Annotated in this window: 11 protein-coding genes; 5 read left to right on the top strand and 6 right to left on the bottom strand. The window is 65.8% G+C overall.

From position 1 onward, the window contains the following. Nucleotides 1-16: 16 nt before the first annotated feature. The gene (locus FJW07_RS27700) at nucleotides 17-898 is read left to right on the top strand and encodes a helix-turn-helix domain-containing protein (protein ID WP_140859475.1); all 882 of its coding nucleotides are present in this window, start codon (nucleotides 17-19) and stop codon (nucleotides 896-898) included. A gap of 48 nt (nucleotides 899-946) precedes the next feature. Here the strand turns inward: FJW07_RS27700 and FJW07_RS27695 are convergent, their stop codons facing one another. The 4 genes from FJW07_RS27695 to FJW07_RS27680 are packed head-to-tail and all read right to left on the bottom strand — an operon-like array spanning nucleotide 947 to nucleotide 5,042. Continuing rightward, nucleotides 947-2,302: an aminotransferase class III-fold pyridoxal phosphate-dependent enzyme gene (locus FJW07_RS27695; protein ID WP_140859474.1), complete on the bottom strand. Its 1,356-nt coding sequence runs from the start codon at nucleotides 2,300-2,302 to the stop codon at nucleotides 947-949. A 23-nt stretch (nucleotides 2,303-2,325) separates the two neighbouring features. Next, nucleotides 2,326-2,991, bottom strand: a complete 666-nt coding sequence (locus tag FJW07_RS27690; protein WP_140859473.1) for an HAD-IA family hydrolase — start codon at nucleotides 2,989-2,991, stop codon at nucleotides 2,326-2,328. Beyond that, nucleotides 2,988-4,247 (bottom strand): Tm-1-like ATP-binding domain-containing protein, encoded by a 1,260-nt coding sequence (locus FJW07_RS27685; RefSeq protein ID WP_140859472.1) that lies wholly within the window; start codon nucleotides 4,245-4,247, stop codon nucleotides 2,988-2,990. Before FJW07_RS27685 ends, FJW07_RS27690 begins: the two co-directional genes overlap by 4 nt. A 30-nt stretch (nucleotides 4,248-4,277) precedes the next feature. Further along, complete coding sequence (locus tag FJW07_RS27680; RefSeq protein ID WP_140859471.1) at nucleotides 4,278-5,042, bottom strand: IclR family transcriptional regulator; 765 nt, start codon at nucleotides 5,040-5,042, stop codon at nucleotides 4,278-4,280. A 166-nt stretch (nucleotides 5,043-5,208) separates the two neighbouring features. Between FJW07_RS27680 and FJW07_RS27675 the strand changes: the two genes are divergently transcribed. From FJW07_RS27675 to FJW07_RS27660, 4 genes are all read left to right on the top strand, one after another. Further along, on the top strand, nucleotides 5,209-6,666 hold the full coding sequence (locus FJW07_RS27675; RefSeq protein ID WP_181182735.1) for an APC family permease: 1,458 nt from the start codon (nucleotides 5,209-5,211) through the stop codon (nucleotides 6,664-6,666). Between the two features lie 69 nt (nucleotides 6,667-6,735). Then, entirely contained in the window at nucleotides 6,736-7,923 is a 1,188-nt protein-coding gene (locus tag FJW07_RS27670) for a cytochrome P450 (protein WP_140859469.1), read from the top strand. 2 nt (nucleotides 7,924-7,925) lie between these two features. Then, nucleotides 7,926-9,413, top strand: coding sequence for an aldehyde dehydrogenase (locus FJW07_RS27665; RefSeq protein ID WP_140859468.1), 1,488 nt, complete (start codon nucleotides 7,926-7,928; stop codon nucleotides 9,411-9,413). Nucleotides 9,414-9,548: 135 nt separating this feature from the next. Further along, complete coding sequence (locus FJW07_RS27660; protein ID WP_140859467.1) at nucleotides 9,549-10,508, top strand: dihydrodipicolinate synthase family protein; 960 nt, start codon at nucleotides 9,549-9,551, stop codon at nucleotides 10,506-10,508. A 315-nt stretch (nucleotides 10,509-10,823) separates the two neighbouring features. Here the strand turns inward: FJW07_RS27660 and FJW07_RS27650 are convergent, their stop codons facing one another. Next, nucleotides 10,824-14,228 (bottom strand): acyl-[ACP]--phospholipid O-acyltransferase, encoded by a 3,405-nt coding sequence (locus tag FJW07_RS27650; protein ID WP_140859465.1) that lies wholly within the window; start codon nucleotides 14,226-14,228, stop codon nucleotides 10,824-10,826. A 428-nt stretch (nucleotides 14,229-14,656) separates the two neighbouring features. Further along, nucleotides 14,657-15,403, bottom strand: coding sequence for an IclR family transcriptional regulator (locus FJW07_RS27645; protein WP_140859464.1), 747 nt, complete (start codon nucleotides 15,401-15,403; stop codon nucleotides 14,657-14,659). Nucleotides 15,404-15,436 lie beyond the last annotated feature (33 nt).

Below are 15,436 nucleotides of genomic sequence, written 5' to 3'. Positions count from 1 at the left end.
CTTTTTCGAGCGTCTCATGAGCCAGACCGCCATCCCGGAATTCTTCGTCTACGGCGAGCCGGCGCGGGCGCTCGACGTCGGCTTCCTGCATGTCGAGACCGTGCAAGCCCGCGCTTCCGTGCACCGCGGCCGGGTTCTGGCGCACAAACATCCGCAAATGGCGCAGATCACCTTCTGGACGAGCGGGCAGGGCGTCTATCGGATCGAGGACAAGACCTGGAGTTTTTCGGCACCGACGGTCAGCTTCATGCCGAGCGGCGTCGTGCATGGGTTCGACATCGAGCTAGGCACCGACGCCATCGTCGTCTCGGTCGCGGACGCTGCGCTCGCGGCCATCGCCGAGCACTCGGCCCTCCAGCTTGATCAGCCGGTTTTCGTGACCGGGCGAGGTGACGCGGCGCCTTGGGAGCGGCTTACCGACACCATCAAGATGATCCAGACCGAATATGTCGAGGCCCAAGCCGGCGCGGAAAAGATCCTGCCGCCGCTGATCGCGGTGGCATTGTCGCACATCGCCCGTCTCGACGCCCAGTCGCATGCGGTGACCGTCCCGGCCGTGGTGGCTCTCGGCGGCCGGCTCAGGCGGCTGATCGACCGGCATTTTCGCGATGACTGGCCGGTCGAGCGCTATGTCGCGGAGCTCGGCACCACGCGCCATCTGCTCGACAAGGCGGCGCATCAGGTGCTGGGCTCGGGCGTGCGTCAGGCGATCGGCGAAAGACGTCTGGTCGAGGCCAAGCGCCTGCTGCTCTTCACCATCCGCACGGTCGAGGACGTCGCCTACGAAACCGGCTTCAACGATCCCGCCTATTTCTCGCGCTTCTTTCGGCAGGCGGTTGGCGTGTCGCCGGCGGCGTGGCGCAAAGCGAGATTGCAGGCAGTAGGCAGTAGGCAGTAGGCAGTAGGCCTTTCTCTACTCTATTCCCTACTGCCCAAGCCCTATTCCCTAGGCCGCGGCAGCGGCCAGCCCCGCATCCAGCCCCTCGGCAATCCTTGCCACATCGGCGGCGGTTATGATCAGCGGCGGCGACAGGATGATGTTGTTGCCGGAGACGCGCAGCATGACGCCCGCGCCATAAGCTCCGTCCGCGACGGCGGCCATCGTCTTCTTGTCGACCGGCTTCTTGGCGGCGCGGTCCGAGACCAGTTCGAGGGCCGCCATCAGGCCCTGATAGCGGACATCGCCGACCAGCTTGTGCTTCGCCTTCAGTGCCTCCAGCGCCTTGCCGAGCTCGACGCCGCGCGCGGCGGCATTCTCGTTGACGGCCAGCCGCTTCGTCTCGGCCAGAGCCGCCAGGCCGGCCGCGCAGCCGACCGGGTGGCCGGAATAGGTATAGCCGTGGCCGATCGCGCCGAAGCTCGTCTTGTCGGCCTCGAAGACGTCGGCGACCTTGGCGCCGATCAATGTCGCGCCGAGCGGGAAATAGCCTGATGTGATCGCCTTGGCGATGGTCATGAAATCCGGCTTCGTGCTGGAGAGTCGCGAGCCTGACCAGGCGCCGGTGCGGCCGAAGCCGGTCACCACCTCGTCGGCGATCAACAGGATGTCGTGGCGGTCGCAGATCGCCCGCACCATCGGCATGAAGCTGTCATGTGGGACGATGACGCCGCCGGCGCCGAGCACCGGTTCCATGATGAAGGCGGCGATCGTATCGGCGCCCTGAAAGGCGATCTCTTCCTCGATCGCCCGCGCGCAGAGTTTCGCAAGCTTCGCCGGGTCGGTCTCGTCGAACGGGTTGCGGTATGTCCACGGCGCCGGCGTGTGGAAGACGCCGGGCAGCAGCGGTTCGTAGTTGCGCCGGAAATTGGCATTGCCGTTGACCGAGGCGCCGCCGAAATGCGTGCCGTGATAGCCCTTCTTCAACGCCAGGAATTTCGTGCGGTCGCCCTGGCCGCGGATCTTCCAATATTGCCGCGCGAGCCGCAGCGCCGTCTCGACCGAGTCCGAGCCGCCCGAGGTGAAGAAGGCGCGCGCCATGCCCTCCGGCGCGAACCACTGGGTCAGCTCGTAAGCGAGCTCGATCGATGGCCCGGTCGAGGTGCCGCGAAAGCCTGAGTAATAGGGGAGCGCGTCGAGCTGTCCCGTCATCGCCTTCTTGATCGAATCGCAGCTGTAGCCGAGGTTGACGTTCCAGAGGCCGCCGACGGCGTCGAGCACCGTGCGGCCCTCGGCGTCGGTCACCGAAACGCCTTCGCCCTTCATGATGATCTTCGGCGGGCTCGCCCGCATTTCGGCCGGATGCGCCATCGGATGCCAGATCGGCTTGGCGTTGTTTTCGGTGAGGAAGTTGATGTCACGCATCGGGAGGAACTCCGGTTTTGCAATCAGGAGAGCGTCAGGCCGAAATGGCTGAGCGCCTCGGCATAGCTTTGCGCCGGTCGGGCGACGTCGAAATGAACGGTCGGCATGCCGGCGGCAATCGCACCGTCGACATTGCGCTTCTGGTCGTCGACGAAGACGCAGGCCGCAAGCGGCAGCCGCACCGCTTCGCCGACCATCGCATAGGCGCGGGCATCGGGCTTGAGGATTTTCGTATAGGTCGCATCGACGATCGTCTCGAAAAGCGAAAGCAGCGGCAGGCGCTGGCGAAAATCAGCGCCATAGAACAGGTCGAGCTCGTTCGACAGGATGGCGAGGCGGACACCGGCGGCATGCGCCGTGCGGATGGCCTGGTCGGCCTCCGGTCGCACCACTTTTTCCGGCTCCGCTCCGCGCGCCCGCTGCACGAAGGTTTGCATGTCCTGCCAGTCTTCTCCGACCAATTGGCCGACTTCGCGCGTACGCGCTTTCCAGTAGTCGCGTTCGCTGATCTCGTCGGCCTGCATCGAGCGCCACAGCGCATCGGAAAGCGGGTCGAATGGTCCGCGCCAACCGAGCGTGCCGGGCTTGAGCCCGAGCGCCTGCTCGGTCAGCGCATGCGTCTCGAACAAGGTGCGGGTGACCACGCCGCCGAAGTCCAACACCAGCGCCCGCGGCTTCACCAGGCTCATGCCACGCGCCTGCCGGTCACGCCGGGGGGAACGATGCCTTCCGCCACCCAGCGGTCGAAGATTTCCAGCGCCTTGGCGCTGAAGGCGTCGTCGTTGATATGCCCGACGATCTCATGCAGCTCGGCATTGTCCGGCACGCGCGCCCTCATCTCCTCGACGAAGGCCGACAGCGCTTCCGGCTCGTAGAGCGGCTCGCCTTGCTGGTCCCATTGCTGGATGCCGCCGGCGGGCAGGATGAAGGCGGTCGGACCGGTCGCCGCGGCGAGCTTGTCGCCGATGGCGCGCGCGATCTCCCGGCGTGTCGCGCCGTCGGAGGTGACCGAGGCAAGCAGGCGGTTATGCGCGTGGTACGGCCGTTCCGTGAAGCGCGACGGCACCGCCTGCCAGGTCGGGAAATCCACCATGTCGATGGCGCCGGGCGCGACGATCTGCGGGATGCCTTGCCGCCCGGCATTCTCCAGCCGGTCGGTGCCCGAATTCACCACCGAGCCGGTAAGCTGGTTGGCAAGCTCCTGCAGGCTGAAATCGAGCACCGCGACGAAGCCCTTCTGCGCGGCGATCGCCTCCAGCGCCCGCCCGCCCATGCCGGTGGTGTGGAAGACGATGACCTCATAGCCGCGCTTTTCCAGCTCAGGCTTCAGCGTCACCATATATTGCAGGCAGCTTTTGCCCAGCGAGCTCATGCCGACCTTCGGCCGCGACATATCGGGTTTGACGACAGCCCGCGCGGCGCCGACGATGGCGCCGCTGGCCTGCGACAGCACCGCCTTGCAGGCGCTGTTGAGCCCGTAGAGGCCGCCGGCCCACAGGATCATCATCAGGTCGGTGGCGATGCGCTCCGGCGGCACGAGATGCGAATAGGCGATCGTCGAGACGACGAATTTCGGCACGCCGAGCGGCAGCGCCAGCGCGACGTCGAGTGCAAGGTCGGTGCCCATCGAGCCGCCCAGTGCGATGAAGCCGTCGATTTCGCCCCTGTCGTGCAGCGAGCGCGCAAGCCGCGAGGCGCCAAGCGCCATCAGCGTCATCGCGGTATTCTCGTCGCCGCTGGCGATGATCGCCTCGATGGTGGTGTCCGCCGCGCGCGCCATCGCATGCTTGTCATGCTCCGGCTTGTAGGGCGGGTCGCCAAGCACGCTGACGTCCATCATCACGGCAACGCCGCCGACGGCCTCGATGCGCTCGCGCATGAACAGAAGCTCGTCGGCCTTGGTGTCGCCGGTGCCGATAACCAGGATTCGGCGTTTCTCCTCCACATCAGTCTCCCTGCAGTCTCTCGTTGGTTGTCAGGCCCGCTTTTGGCCGGCCAGCCGGCCGAACAGCCGCTCGCCGATCTCGCGACCCGCGGCGGTCACGCTGACGCCAAGCCGCTCGATGTCGGCCTTTTGGGTGCGCACTCTCGGCGCCGCCACCGCGATGGCGCCGATGGCGTAGCCGTCGGTGCCGAGAACCGGGGCGGCGACGCTCATCACGCCCTCCTCGAAACCCTGCGCGCCGATGGAATGCCCGCGCGCGCGGGTGGCGGCGACTTGTTCGGCCAAAGTGTTTGCATCGCCGATGGTGAAGGGCGTGAAAGCCGGCATCGGTCCGGCAAGGATGGCCTCGCGGATGCGCTCCTCGGTGAAAGCCAGGAATGCGATGCCGGACGCCGTCGCATGCATCGGCAGCACGTCGCCGAGTTGCACGCTGACACGATTGGCCTTGGCCGATTCGATGACCTGGACGGTGATCAGGCCGCGCTTCGAATATTCCGAGAGATGCGCCGTCTCGCCGGTCTCGGCGGCCAGCATCTCGACCACCGGCACGGCCATGCGCAGGAACGGAAACTGCGCCTCGCGCATCAGCGCCAGCCGCGTCAGGCCGGCTCCTAGCCGGTAGAGGCGCGTCGCCTCGTCCTGCTCGACCAGCCCTTGCGCAATGAGCGAAACCAGCAGCCGGCGCGTCGTCGCCTTGTCGAAGCCGGCGCCCTTGGCAAGGTCGGCAAGCGCCGCCTCGGGCGCGCCGCCGCCCAGCACCTCCAGCAGCGAAATGGCTTTGGCCACCGTGCTCATCGCGTGTCCGATCCTCCGTCAGATACTTAACGTGCGAATTAACTTGACAGCAAGTCGATTCCTTTGCAAGTCTAATATCGAAATGCCGTTGCAAATAATGAAATGCGCATTGGCCCTCTCAGAAGGCCCTCGGCATCTCAGGGACACTTGGTTTCCGCAATGCGGAATGGAGGGAAAAATGACCACACTTGAAGCCGGAGAAGTGAACCGGCTGAGGAAGAACAGCCTTGGCGTCGGCGCCATCACCTTCATGGTGATTTCGGCCGCCGCACCGCTCACGGCCGTTGCCGGCGGCACGCCGCTCGGCATGCTGATGGGTAACGGCGCCGGCTTTGCCGGCACCTATCTGATCGTGACGCTGTTGCTGCTCCTGTTCGCGGTTGGCTATGTCGCCATGTCGCGCCACATCGGCAATGCCGGCGCCTTCTACGCCTACGCCGCGCGTGGACTGGGCGGCCTCGCCGGCGGCGCCGTCGCGCTGATCGCGATCCTCTCCTACAACGCCATGCAGATCGGCGTCATGGGCCTGCTGGGCGCGGCCACCGCAGGGCTGTTCGCCGGCTGGGGCATCAATCTGCCCTGGTGGGTGTGGAGCTTCATTGCCATCGCCATCGTCGCCGTGCTCGGCTACCGGCAGGTCGACCTGTCGGCCAAGATCCTGACGGTGCTGGTGCTTGCCGAATACGTCGTCGTGCTGATCCTCGACCTCACCATCCTCAAGACCGGCGGCGACAGCGGCCTGTCGGCGGCGCCCTTCAGCTGGAGCCAGATCGCCAGCGGCGCGCCGGCCATCGCCATCCTGTTCTGCTTTGCCGCCTTCATCGGCTTCGAGGCGACCACGATCTATGCCGAGGAGGCGCGCGACCCGAAGGTCACCATTCCGCGCGCCACCTATTTCTCCGTCATCCTGATCGGCCTGTTCTATATGATCACCGCCTGGCTGATGGCGGTAGGCGCCGGCGTCGACAAGCTGTTGCCGTCGCTGCAGGCTTTGCAGGATCCGACCACCTTCCTATTCGGCCTCTCCGACCGCTACGCCGGAACGCTGCTCACCCACGCCATGAGCATCCTCTTCGTCTCCAGCCTGTTCGCCGGCGTGCTCGCCTTCCACAACGCGGTCGCCCGCTACATCTACGTCGCCGGCCGCGAAAAGCTCCTGCCGCAGTCGATCGGCGTGACGCATTCGGCGCATCAGAGCCCGCATGTCGCCTCGGTGATCCAGACCGTGCTCGCGGCCGTCGTTATCGGGCTGTTCGCGGTGCTCGGCCTCGACCCGGTGCTGGCGCTGTTCTCGTGGCTCACCAACGTCGCCACGCTCGGCGTCATCGTCATGATGGCGGTGGCCTCGCTCGCCGTCGTGATGTACTTCCGCGCCAACCCGTCCAACCAGGAGAACGGGCTGAAGACCACGATCCTGCCAGCGCTGACCTTCATCGCCTTTGCCATCATCATCTACCTGATCGTCATCAATTTCGGCAGCCTGTCGGGCGCCGGTGGCTTCCTCGGCGTATTCCTGCCGGCGCTGGTGCTGATCGCGGCCGTGGTCGGACTGTTCTTGGCAGGTGCCTTGAAGAACCGCGATCCGGTTGCCTTCGAAAGCCTCGGCAAGCCGCTCGGCGATTGATGGGCAGGTGATTGATGGACAAGGGGCGGCGTCCGCGCCGCCCCGCCTTAACGGAGCGGGAGCAGCGGCATGAGCTTTACCGATGGTATCACGGTCGAGGCGCTGGAAGCCGACCCCTATCCGATCTACGCCGAGCTCAGGCGCAACGCGCCGGTCGCTTTCGTGCCGGCGGTCAATCTCTGGTTCGTCACCCGCTGGAAGGACGTCGAGACCGTCGCCAAGTCGCCCGACATCTTCTCGGCGGCTGTCGGCACCTCGCCGGTCGAGCGCTCTTTCGGCAAGCCGACCATCCTGACCACCGACGGTGAGACGCATAAGCAACTGCGCCAGGGCGTCGATCCGAAATACCGGCCCCGCACCGTCGCCTCCTATGCCGGCGATCTCGTGCGCGCGATCGCCGAACCCTATCTCGACAGAATTGCCGCGCACGGCTCGGCAGAACTGATGGCCGACTATTTCGAGCCGGTGTCGACGCTGAGCCTGGCGCGCTCGCTCGGGCTTGCCGACGTCGACATGCCGACCTTGCGGCGCTGGTTCTATGGCCTTGCCCAGGGCGCCATCAATTTCGAGAACGATCCGAAGCGGCAGGAAACCGCCGACGCGATCAGCGCCGAGGTCGGCGCCGCCGTCCGGCCAACGCTCGAGCGGCTGATCCGCGAGCCCGACGACTCGGCGCTCTCGCATATGCTGCATGACGGCATGCCTGACGGCTCGACCCGTTCGATCGATTTCCTGATGCCGACCATCAAGGTCATCTTGCTCGGAGGCATGCAGGAGCCTGGCCACGGCGCCGGCTCCATCCTCGTCGGCCTGCTGACGAACCCTGAGCAGTTGCGGCAGGTGCTCGACGATCCTGAAACCTTCGTGCCCAGAGCAGTGGACGAGGGCTTGCGCTGGGTGGCGCCGATCGGCACGCAGACGCGTGAAACGACCCGTGCCGTGGAGATCGGCGGGGCGACGATTCCCGCCGGAGCTCCCGTTGCGGCGCTCGTCTCCTCGGCCAGCCGCGACGAAAGTCGCTTCACCGATCCCGACAGCTTCGATATCCATCGCAACGAGGGCAACCACGCCGCCTTCGGCTTCGGCCATCATTTCTGCTCGGGCCGCTTCTTCGCGCGCGAGCAGATGTGCCTGGCGCTAAGGTTGCTGCTGGAGCGTTTTCCGGATCTCAGGCTGGTGCCGGGCAAGGAGCCGGTGTTCCGCGGCTGGGAGTTCCGCGCGCCGGCGGCACTTCATGTAGAATTTGGAGCAAATTGAGAATGATCAGCCAGGACACCATCGACACGCTGCGCAAGACGGAGGTCGGCGCGCGGCGCCTGTTCATCGATGGAACTCCGGTGGACGCGCAAAGCGGCGGCAGTCTGCAGGTGATTTCGCCGATCGACGGCCGCCCCTTCGCAAGCATTGCCGACGGTGCCGCCGCCGATGTCGACCGCGCCGTCGCTTCGGCGCGCAAGGCGTTTGCCAAGGGCTCCTGGTCACGCGCGGCGCCGTCTTTTCGCAAGAAGGTGCTGACGAAATTCGCCGAATTGGTCGAAAAGCGCGCGCTGGAGCTTGCCGTGCTCGGCGTGCGCGACAATGGCACCGAGATCGGCATGGCCTACAAGGCCGAGCCGCTGTCGGCCGCCGGGACCATCCGCTACTATGCCGAAGCGATCGACAAGGTCTATGGCGAGATCGCGCCGACCGCTGACAATGTCCTTGGATTGATCCACAAGGAGCCGCTCGGCGTCGTCGGCGTCATCGTGCCGTGGAACTTCCCACTGATGATCGGCGCCTGGAAGATTGCACCGGCCCTGGCCGCCGGCAACGCCATCGTCGTCAAGCCGCCGGAGATCGCCTCGCTCACCTTGCTGCGCCTAGCGGAGCTTGCCGCCGAGGCCGGCTTGCCCGAGGGCGTCTTCAATGTCGTCACTGGCCGCGGCTCGGTCGCGGGCGAGGCGCTAGGCCTGCATATGGATGTCGACGCCATCGCCTTCACCGGCTCCGGGCCTGTCGGCCGCCGCCTGCTCGAATATTCCGCGCGCTCGAACCTCAAGCGCGTCTTCCTCGAGCTTGGCGGCAAGTCGCCCAACATCGTCTTTGCCGATGCGCCGGACCTGAAACAGGCGGCGGTCGTCTCGGCCAACGGCATCTTCCGCAATTCCGGACAGGTCTGCGTCGCCGGTTCGCGCCTGCTGGTCCAGGCCTCGGTCTACGACCGCTTCATGGACGAATTGCTCAAGGCCACCACGAAGCTGAAGGTCGGCGATCCGCTCGATCTCGGCTCCGATGTCGGCGCGGTGTCGAGCGCCGAGCAACTGACCAAGAATCTCGGCTTCGTCGCCAAGGCTTCGGAGGAGGGCGCCCGTCTCGTCACTGGCGGCGAACGCATCCTGGCGGAAACCGGCGGCAGCTATATGGCGCCGACGATCTTCGAGAACGTGACCGAGAAAATGCAGCTCGCCCGCGAGGAAGTGTTCGGGCCGGTGCTCGGCGTCACGCGCTTCGAGACCGAGGAAGAAGCGGTGCGCCTCGCCAACGCGACCGTCTATGGTCTTGCGTCGGCGGTGTGGACCTCGAACCTGTCGACCGCGCACCGCATGGTGCGCGCCATCAATGCCGGCGTCGTCCATGTCAACACCTATGGCGGCGCCGACATCACCGTGCCACTCGGCGGCTTCAAGCAGTCCGGCTTCGGTCGCGACAAGTCGCTCCACGCCATCGAGAAATACACCGACCTCAAGACGGCGTGGGTAGCGCTCTGAGCGGAGTGCCTGAGAACAAATGGCCACGATCGTACCCATGCTGAGCGCGCATGAACCTCGACTATCCACTTGGCAAGCGGTGCCGCGCCGGGCCAAACTGGTCAATCTGCATGCCTGCCTCAAGGAGACTTCGAAATGACCGCCAATGTTTTTTCCGGCTGCATGCCGGCGCTGATGACGCCTTGCACCGATGACCGCCTTCCCGACTTCGACGCGCTGGTGCGCAAGGGGCGCGAGCTGATCGCCGCCGGCATGTCGGCGGTCGTCTATTGCGGCTCCATGGGCGACTGGCCGCTCTTGACCGACGCGCAACGCATGGAAGGCGTCGAGCGCCTAGTCAAGGCGGGCGTTCCGGTGATCGTCGGCACCGGCGCGATCAACACCGCCAGCGCCGTGGCCCATGCCGCCCACGCGCAAAAGGTCGGCGCGCGGGGCCTGATGGTGATCCCGCGCGTTCTGTCGCGCGGGCCATCGGTGACGGCGCAGCGTCACCACTTCAAGGCGATCCTTGCCGCTGCCCCCGACCTGCCGGCCGTCATCTACAACAGCCCCTATTACGGCTTTGCCACGCGCGCCGATCTCTTCTTCGCGTTGCGCGCCGAGCATTCGAACCTCGTCGGCTTCAAGGAGTTCGGCGGGCCGTCGGATCTGCGCTACGCGGCGGAAAACATCACCAGCCGGGACGATGAGGTCGCGCTGATGATCGGCGTCGACACCGCCGTCTTCCACGGTTTCGTCAATTGCGGCGCGTCCGGCGCCATCACCGGCATCGGCAATGTCCTGCCCAAGGAAGTGCTGCATCTCGTCGGCCTCAGCCAGGCGGCGGCCAAGGGCGATGCCGAAGCGCGCCGGCTGGCGCAGGAACTGGACGCGGCGTTGGCCGTGCTGTCCTCTTTCGACGAGGGACCGGACCTTGTGCTCTATTTCAAACACATGATGGTGCTGAAGGGTGGCCCCGAATACAGGCTGCACTTCAACGAGACGGATGCGCTGAGCGACAGCCAGCGCGGCTATGCCGAGCAGCAGCTCAAGCTGTTCGACACCTGGTACACGCAGTGGTCGAGGCAGCCGGTGATGGCGAGATACGCGGCCTGAGCCGATCGGTCTGGGAGCGTCAATGCACCACCGTGCACCCGCTCCCGCACCCCCCGCGGCGCGACGTCATACTTGCTCTTGAACGCCCGCGAAAAATGCGGGCTGGAATTGAAGCCGCAGGCAAAGGCGATTTCGGAGATCGAGGCCGAAGTGCGGGCAGGGAGAGCAGTTGCTCCTTGCTGCGCTCCAGCCGTCGGTCCCAGACGAAGCGTTCCACCGTCATGCACTCGCCCTCGAAGGCGGGATTGAGACGCCACGGCGGAGATTGGCAATGAACAGGCCGGTGTTTCGCACCGGCCTGTCCGCATGTCCGCCTTAGGCGGCCTTGACCTTCAGCTCTTCCGCGCCGCGTACCATCCTGGTCACCCCGGCGAAGTCGAGCTTGCCGGAGCCGAGCACCGGCACCTTCGGCACGACGCGCACTTCGGCCGGCACCATCAGGTCCATGGCGCCGTTCGCCTTGGCGAAGGCGAGGAAGTCCGCGCGGGTGGCTTTCGGCGCCTCGGTGATGAGGATCAGCTTTTCGCCCTTGCGAGCGTCCGGCAGCGTGGCGACGGCCGACAGCGAGCCTTTCCAGAGTTCCCCGGCCAGCGCCTCGACCGCGGCAAGAGAGACCATCTCGCCGGCGATCTTGGCGAAGCGCTTGGCGCGGCCGCGGATTGAGATGAAGCCCGCATCGTCGACGGTGACGACGTCGCCGGTGTCGTGCCAGCCGTCCTTCAGCGGTTCGATCACGCCGGGGTTCTCGGCGCGCAGGTAGCCGGCCATGACGTTCGGGCCGCGCACGAACAGCCGGCCGCCTTCGTCGACGCCGGGCACCGGCTCGAGGCGGTACTCCATGCCGGGCATGATTTTGCCGACGCTGCCCGACTTGTTGTACATCGGCGTGTTGATGGCGATCACCGGCGCGGTTTCGGTCACGCCGTAGCCTTCCAGGATGCGCAGGCCGAACTTCTCCATATAGGTCTGGCGCGTCGCGGCCTTCACCGGCTCGGCGCCGGCGAAGCAGTAGCGCACCGAACGGAAGTCGTAGGGGTGTGCCGTGCGGGCATAGCCGGACAGGAAGGTGTCGGTGCCGAAGATGATCGTCGCGTTCGAGGCATAGATCAGCTCGGGCACGATGCGGTAGTGCAGCGGCGAGGGGTAGAAATAGACCGGTACGCCGGAGATCAGCGGCAGCACCGTGCCCGCCGTCATGCCGAAGGAGTGGAAGATCGGCAGCACGTTGAACACCTTGTCGCCCGAATGGAAGTCGATGCGCGAGGCGGCCTGGGCGGCATTGGCCAGGATGTTGCGATGGGTGAGCACCACGCCCTTCGGCGTGCCTTCCGAGCCCGAGGTGAACAGGATCGCCGCCGGATCGTCCGCTTTGCGCGCCACCCGCGGCGTCGCCTTGCGCAACAGGCCGAGCAGCTTGTCCTTGAGACCGATCGTGGCCCGCAGATCGTCGAGCCAGACGATGTCGACCGAGCGGCCGATCTCCTCGACCATCGGCCCGAGCTTTGCCTGTTCGACGAAGGCGCGGGAGGTGAGCACGGTGCGCACCTCGGCCGCCTTGCAGGCCGACAGGATGTTCGCGGCACCCGCGGTGAAGTTGATCATCGCCGGAACCTTGCCGGCCGACATGACGCCGAGAAGTGCCGCGCAGGCGCCGTTGGCGTTGGGCAGCATGATGCCCAGCGTCTGCTGTCCGGCATAGAGATGCTCGAACTTCTCGCCGAGCACGGCGGCGGCGGTGAGCAGCTTGCCGTAGCTCAGCGAACCGGTGACCGGATCCTGCACGGCGAGTTCTTTCATGCCGCGCTCGTTGGCCGTCTCGATGATCTTCTCCAGAACGGTCTTGTCGATGTCCTGGGTGCGGAAGACCAGGTCCGACATCACCTGGTAGAGCGCGGAGCCCGCTGCGGCGCGGCGCTGGCGGCCCTTCAGTTCCTGCGGCACTTCGAGCTTCACCGGCTCCAGGATGGTCACCTTGACCTTCGGGAACAGGCGGCGGCGCACATGCTGCGAGGAGAGCCGCGAGAAGTAGCTCTTCTCCAGCCCGTCGATGCGCACCGGCACCACCATCGAGCCGGTCTTGTCGGCAACCATGGCGGCGCCGTCATAGACCTTCATCAGGCCGCCGGTGACGGTGATGCGTCCCTCCGGGAAGATGACCAACGGATCGCCGCCCTGCACGATCTTGATCAGGGTGCGGGTCGACATCGGCTTCGCCGGATTGAGCGGCAGCGCGCGGGCAAGCTTCATGAACGGCTTCATCCACCAGGCCTGGGCGATCGTGTAGTCGATGGCGAAGACCGGCTCCTCGTCGGTCAGCGTCAGCGCCAGCGGGCCGTCGAGGAAGCTGACATGGTTGAGCGCCAGGATCGGCGCCTTGCCGGCCGCCTTGAGGTTCTCGATGCCCTCCACCTCCAGGCGCAGGAAGGCGCGGAAGAGGATGGAGACGAAGTCGCGGAACGGGTTGGTCGGCAGGTATTTCAGCATCAGCCAGGCGGCGACGGCGTTGGCGACGACGAGGCCGAACAGGATACCCGCGATGGAGACGCCGGCGGCCTGAATGGCCGCGACGAGGATGCCGCCGGCGGTCATGAAGCCGGCATTGACGATGCTGACCGCCGCGACGACACGGGCGCGGCGCGCCTCGGGCGACCAGGCCTGCACGGCGGCGAAGGTCGGCACCACCAGGAAGGCGGCGGCGATCGCCATGCCGGCGAGGTCGATGGCGACGCGGATGGTGTTGGGGCCGGCGAAGAAGGCCGAAAGGCTAGCGGCTGTTGGCGAAGGCTGCATGCTGCCGATGGTCCATGCGAGATGCAGGCCGAACAGCGCCATCAGCGCCGTGCCAACCGGAGCCGGCAACAGCACCATGCGCCCTTGCGACATCCAGGCGGCGATCGCCGAGCCGATAGCGATCGAGACGGCGAACACGGCGAGATAGGCTGTGACCGCGATCTCGTTGCCGCCGAGAGAATCCTTGATCAGCGTCGGCAGGATCGAAAGCACGATCGCGCCGACCAGCCAGAACCACGAGGTCATCAGGCCGGCGCGCCAGATGCGCATGTCGGTGCGCAGTTCCGCGACCTGCCGCCAGGTCGAGCGGAGGATGTTCTTGTCGATGGTGAGGTTGGGTGCGGCCGAACCGGTGGCGGGGATGTAGCGGCTGACCAGCCAGCAGCCGACGGCCAAAGCCATCATGATCGGTCCGAACACCGCGACCCCAATGCCGTCGGCGGAGACGACGCCGCCGGCGATGGTGCCGCCCAGGATCGCGGCGAAGGTCGCCGACTCGATCCAGGCGTTGGCCTTGGGCAGTTCCCTGCGCTCCAGGTGATCCGGCAGGATGCCGTATTTGATCGGCCCGAACAGCGCCGAGATGATGCCGAACATCAAGAGTGCCGTCATCAGCACCGGGATCGAGGACAGCGCGATGCCGACGACGGCGACGGCGGCCGCGGCGATCTCGGTGAATTTCAGGCGGCGCGCGATCAGCGCCTTGTCGAAGCGGTCGGCGATCTCGCCGCCCAGCGCCGAAAGCAAAAGGAACGGCGCCATGAAGACAGCGCCCGCCAGCGTCACCAGCGACGCGGCCTGATCCTTCGCCAGCGTGAAGAGAATGAGGAACACCAGCGTGTTCTTCAGGAAATTGTCGTTGAAGGCCGAGAGGAATTGCGTCCAGAAGAGAGGCGCGAAGCGCCGCGACATCATCAGATGGGTGTTCATGGCAACTTCCATTGGGCAAGTCCGGCTGGCAATCCGATTGGACTGAGCGGGCACTTGCGCGGTTTGAGCCTGGTTTATCGGGAAGCGGTTAAACTTCGTTATTGCGGTTCAATCCAATCCATTTGTTTCTTGTTCTTGGCGCCTGGAATCCGTCGTCCATGATCGGTCTCCAGGCCTTCCAGGCACTTGACTGTTTGCGGGCTTGGCTGTCGGCGAGCATCGATATGATCCTTTCGTTTCGGCGTTAAGCCGGATCGGCGCCGGTCTGTTTCAGGCTGGATACATCGCTTTGAACGTTGTTCACGGCTGCACCATAGCACATCGTGAACGGCGTTCAAGAGAAAAATGAACGATGTTCACAAGCGAAACGCGTAGGCTAAAAATGCCTCAAAGCAAAAGTCCGTGGCTTTGAGCGCCGGTGGAGCGCCTCACACCTCGCCGGTCAGCCGCGCCGAGATAAGCCTGGCTGCCCTGACCGCCGCCTCGCCTTGTCCGGCCGCTGTCGCATCGTCGATGCGCGAGACGGGCGAGGCCACGGCCAGCGTGCCGATCGGCTGGCCGTCGGCGCCGCGGATGGCCGCGCCAATGCTGTGCACGCCTTCCTCATAGCCCTGGGCGCTGCGCGAATAGCCGCGTGAAGCGGCAAGCGCGATGGCTTTCACCAGGTCGTCCGGCTGCGTCATCGTGAACGAGGTGAAGGCCTGCAGCGGCTTTTCCAGATAGGCGCCGACCGCTTCCAGGCGTGAGGCGGCGAGGAACGCGATGCCCGAGGCCGTGCCGTGCAGCGGCAGCACCTGGCCGACATCGACATTGACGCGGTTGGCCTTGGCCGACAGCTCGACATGCAGCGTAAGCAGCGCGCCGGCGCTGAACTCGGACAGATGCACCGTCTCGCCGGTTTCGAGCGACAGCTCGCGGATGACCGGCGCGGCCAGCCGCACGAAGGGAAAATGCGCGTCGCGGATGCGCGCCAGCCGCGACAGGCCGGCGCCCAGCCGGTAGCGGCGGCTGCGCGGCTCCTGCTCGATCAGCCGGTGCGCGGCAAGCGCCATCAGAAGCCGCCTGGCGGTGGCCTTATCGAGGCCGGCGCGGCGCGCAAGGTCGGAGAGGCCGATCTCCGGTTCGTGCAGCGTGAACAGCTCCAGCAGCGACACCGCCTTGCCCACCGTGCTCATCGCGCATTCTCCAAGATACTTCGCATGTGAATT

This window comes from Mesorhizobium sp. B3-1-9, from assembly GCF_006439595.1.
Lineage (GTDB): Bacteria > Pseudomonadota > Alphaproteobacteria > Rhizobiales > Rhizobiaceae > Mesorhizobium.
The sequence above is the reverse complement of the archived record's forward strand: the minus strand, read 5'-3'. Positions and strand labels throughout refer to the sequence as shown.

Bases quoted from the DNA above. Each gene is read 5' to 3' on its own strand.
- FJW07_RS27700 (WP_140859475.1), top strand. From the start codon at position 17: ATGAGCCAGACCGCCATCCCGGAATTCTTCGTCTACGGCGAGCCGGCG.
- FJW07_RS27695 (WP_140859474.1), bottom strand. From the start codon at position 2,302: ATGCGTGACATCAACTTCCTCACCGAAAACAACGCCAAGCCGATCTGG.
- FJW07_RS27690 (WP_140859473.1), bottom strand. From the start codon at position 2,991: ATGAGCCTGGTGAAGCCGCGGGCGCTGGTGTTGGACTTCGGCGGCGTG.
- FJW07_RS27680 (WP_140859471.1), bottom strand. From the start codon at position 5,042: ATGAGCACGGTGGCCAAAGCCATTTCGCTGCTGGAGGTGCTGGGCGGC.
- FJW07_RS27675 (WP_181182735.1), top strand. From the start codon at position 5,209: ATGGAGGGAAAAATGACCACACTTGAAGCCGGAGAAGTGAACCGGCTG.
- FJW07_RS27670 (WP_140859469.1), top strand. From the start codon at position 6,736: ATGAGCTTTACCGATGGTATCACGGTCGAGGCGCTGGAAGCCGACCCC.
- FJW07_RS27665 (WP_140859468.1), top strand. From the start codon at position 7,926: ATGATCAGCCAGGACACCATCGACACGCTGCGCAAGACGGAGGTCGGC.
- FJW07_RS27660 (WP_140859467.1), top strand. From the start codon at position 9,549: ATGACCGCCAATGTTTTTTCCGGCTGCATGCCGGCGCTGATGACGCCT.
- FJW07_RS27650 (WP_140859465.1), bottom strand. From the start codon at position 14,228: ATGAACACCCATCTGATGATGTCGCGGCGCTTCGCGCCTCTCTTCTGG.
- FJW07_RS27645 (WP_140859464.1), bottom strand. From the start codon at position 15,403: ATGAGCACGGTGGGCAAGGCGGTGTCGCTGCTGGAGCTGTTCACGCTG.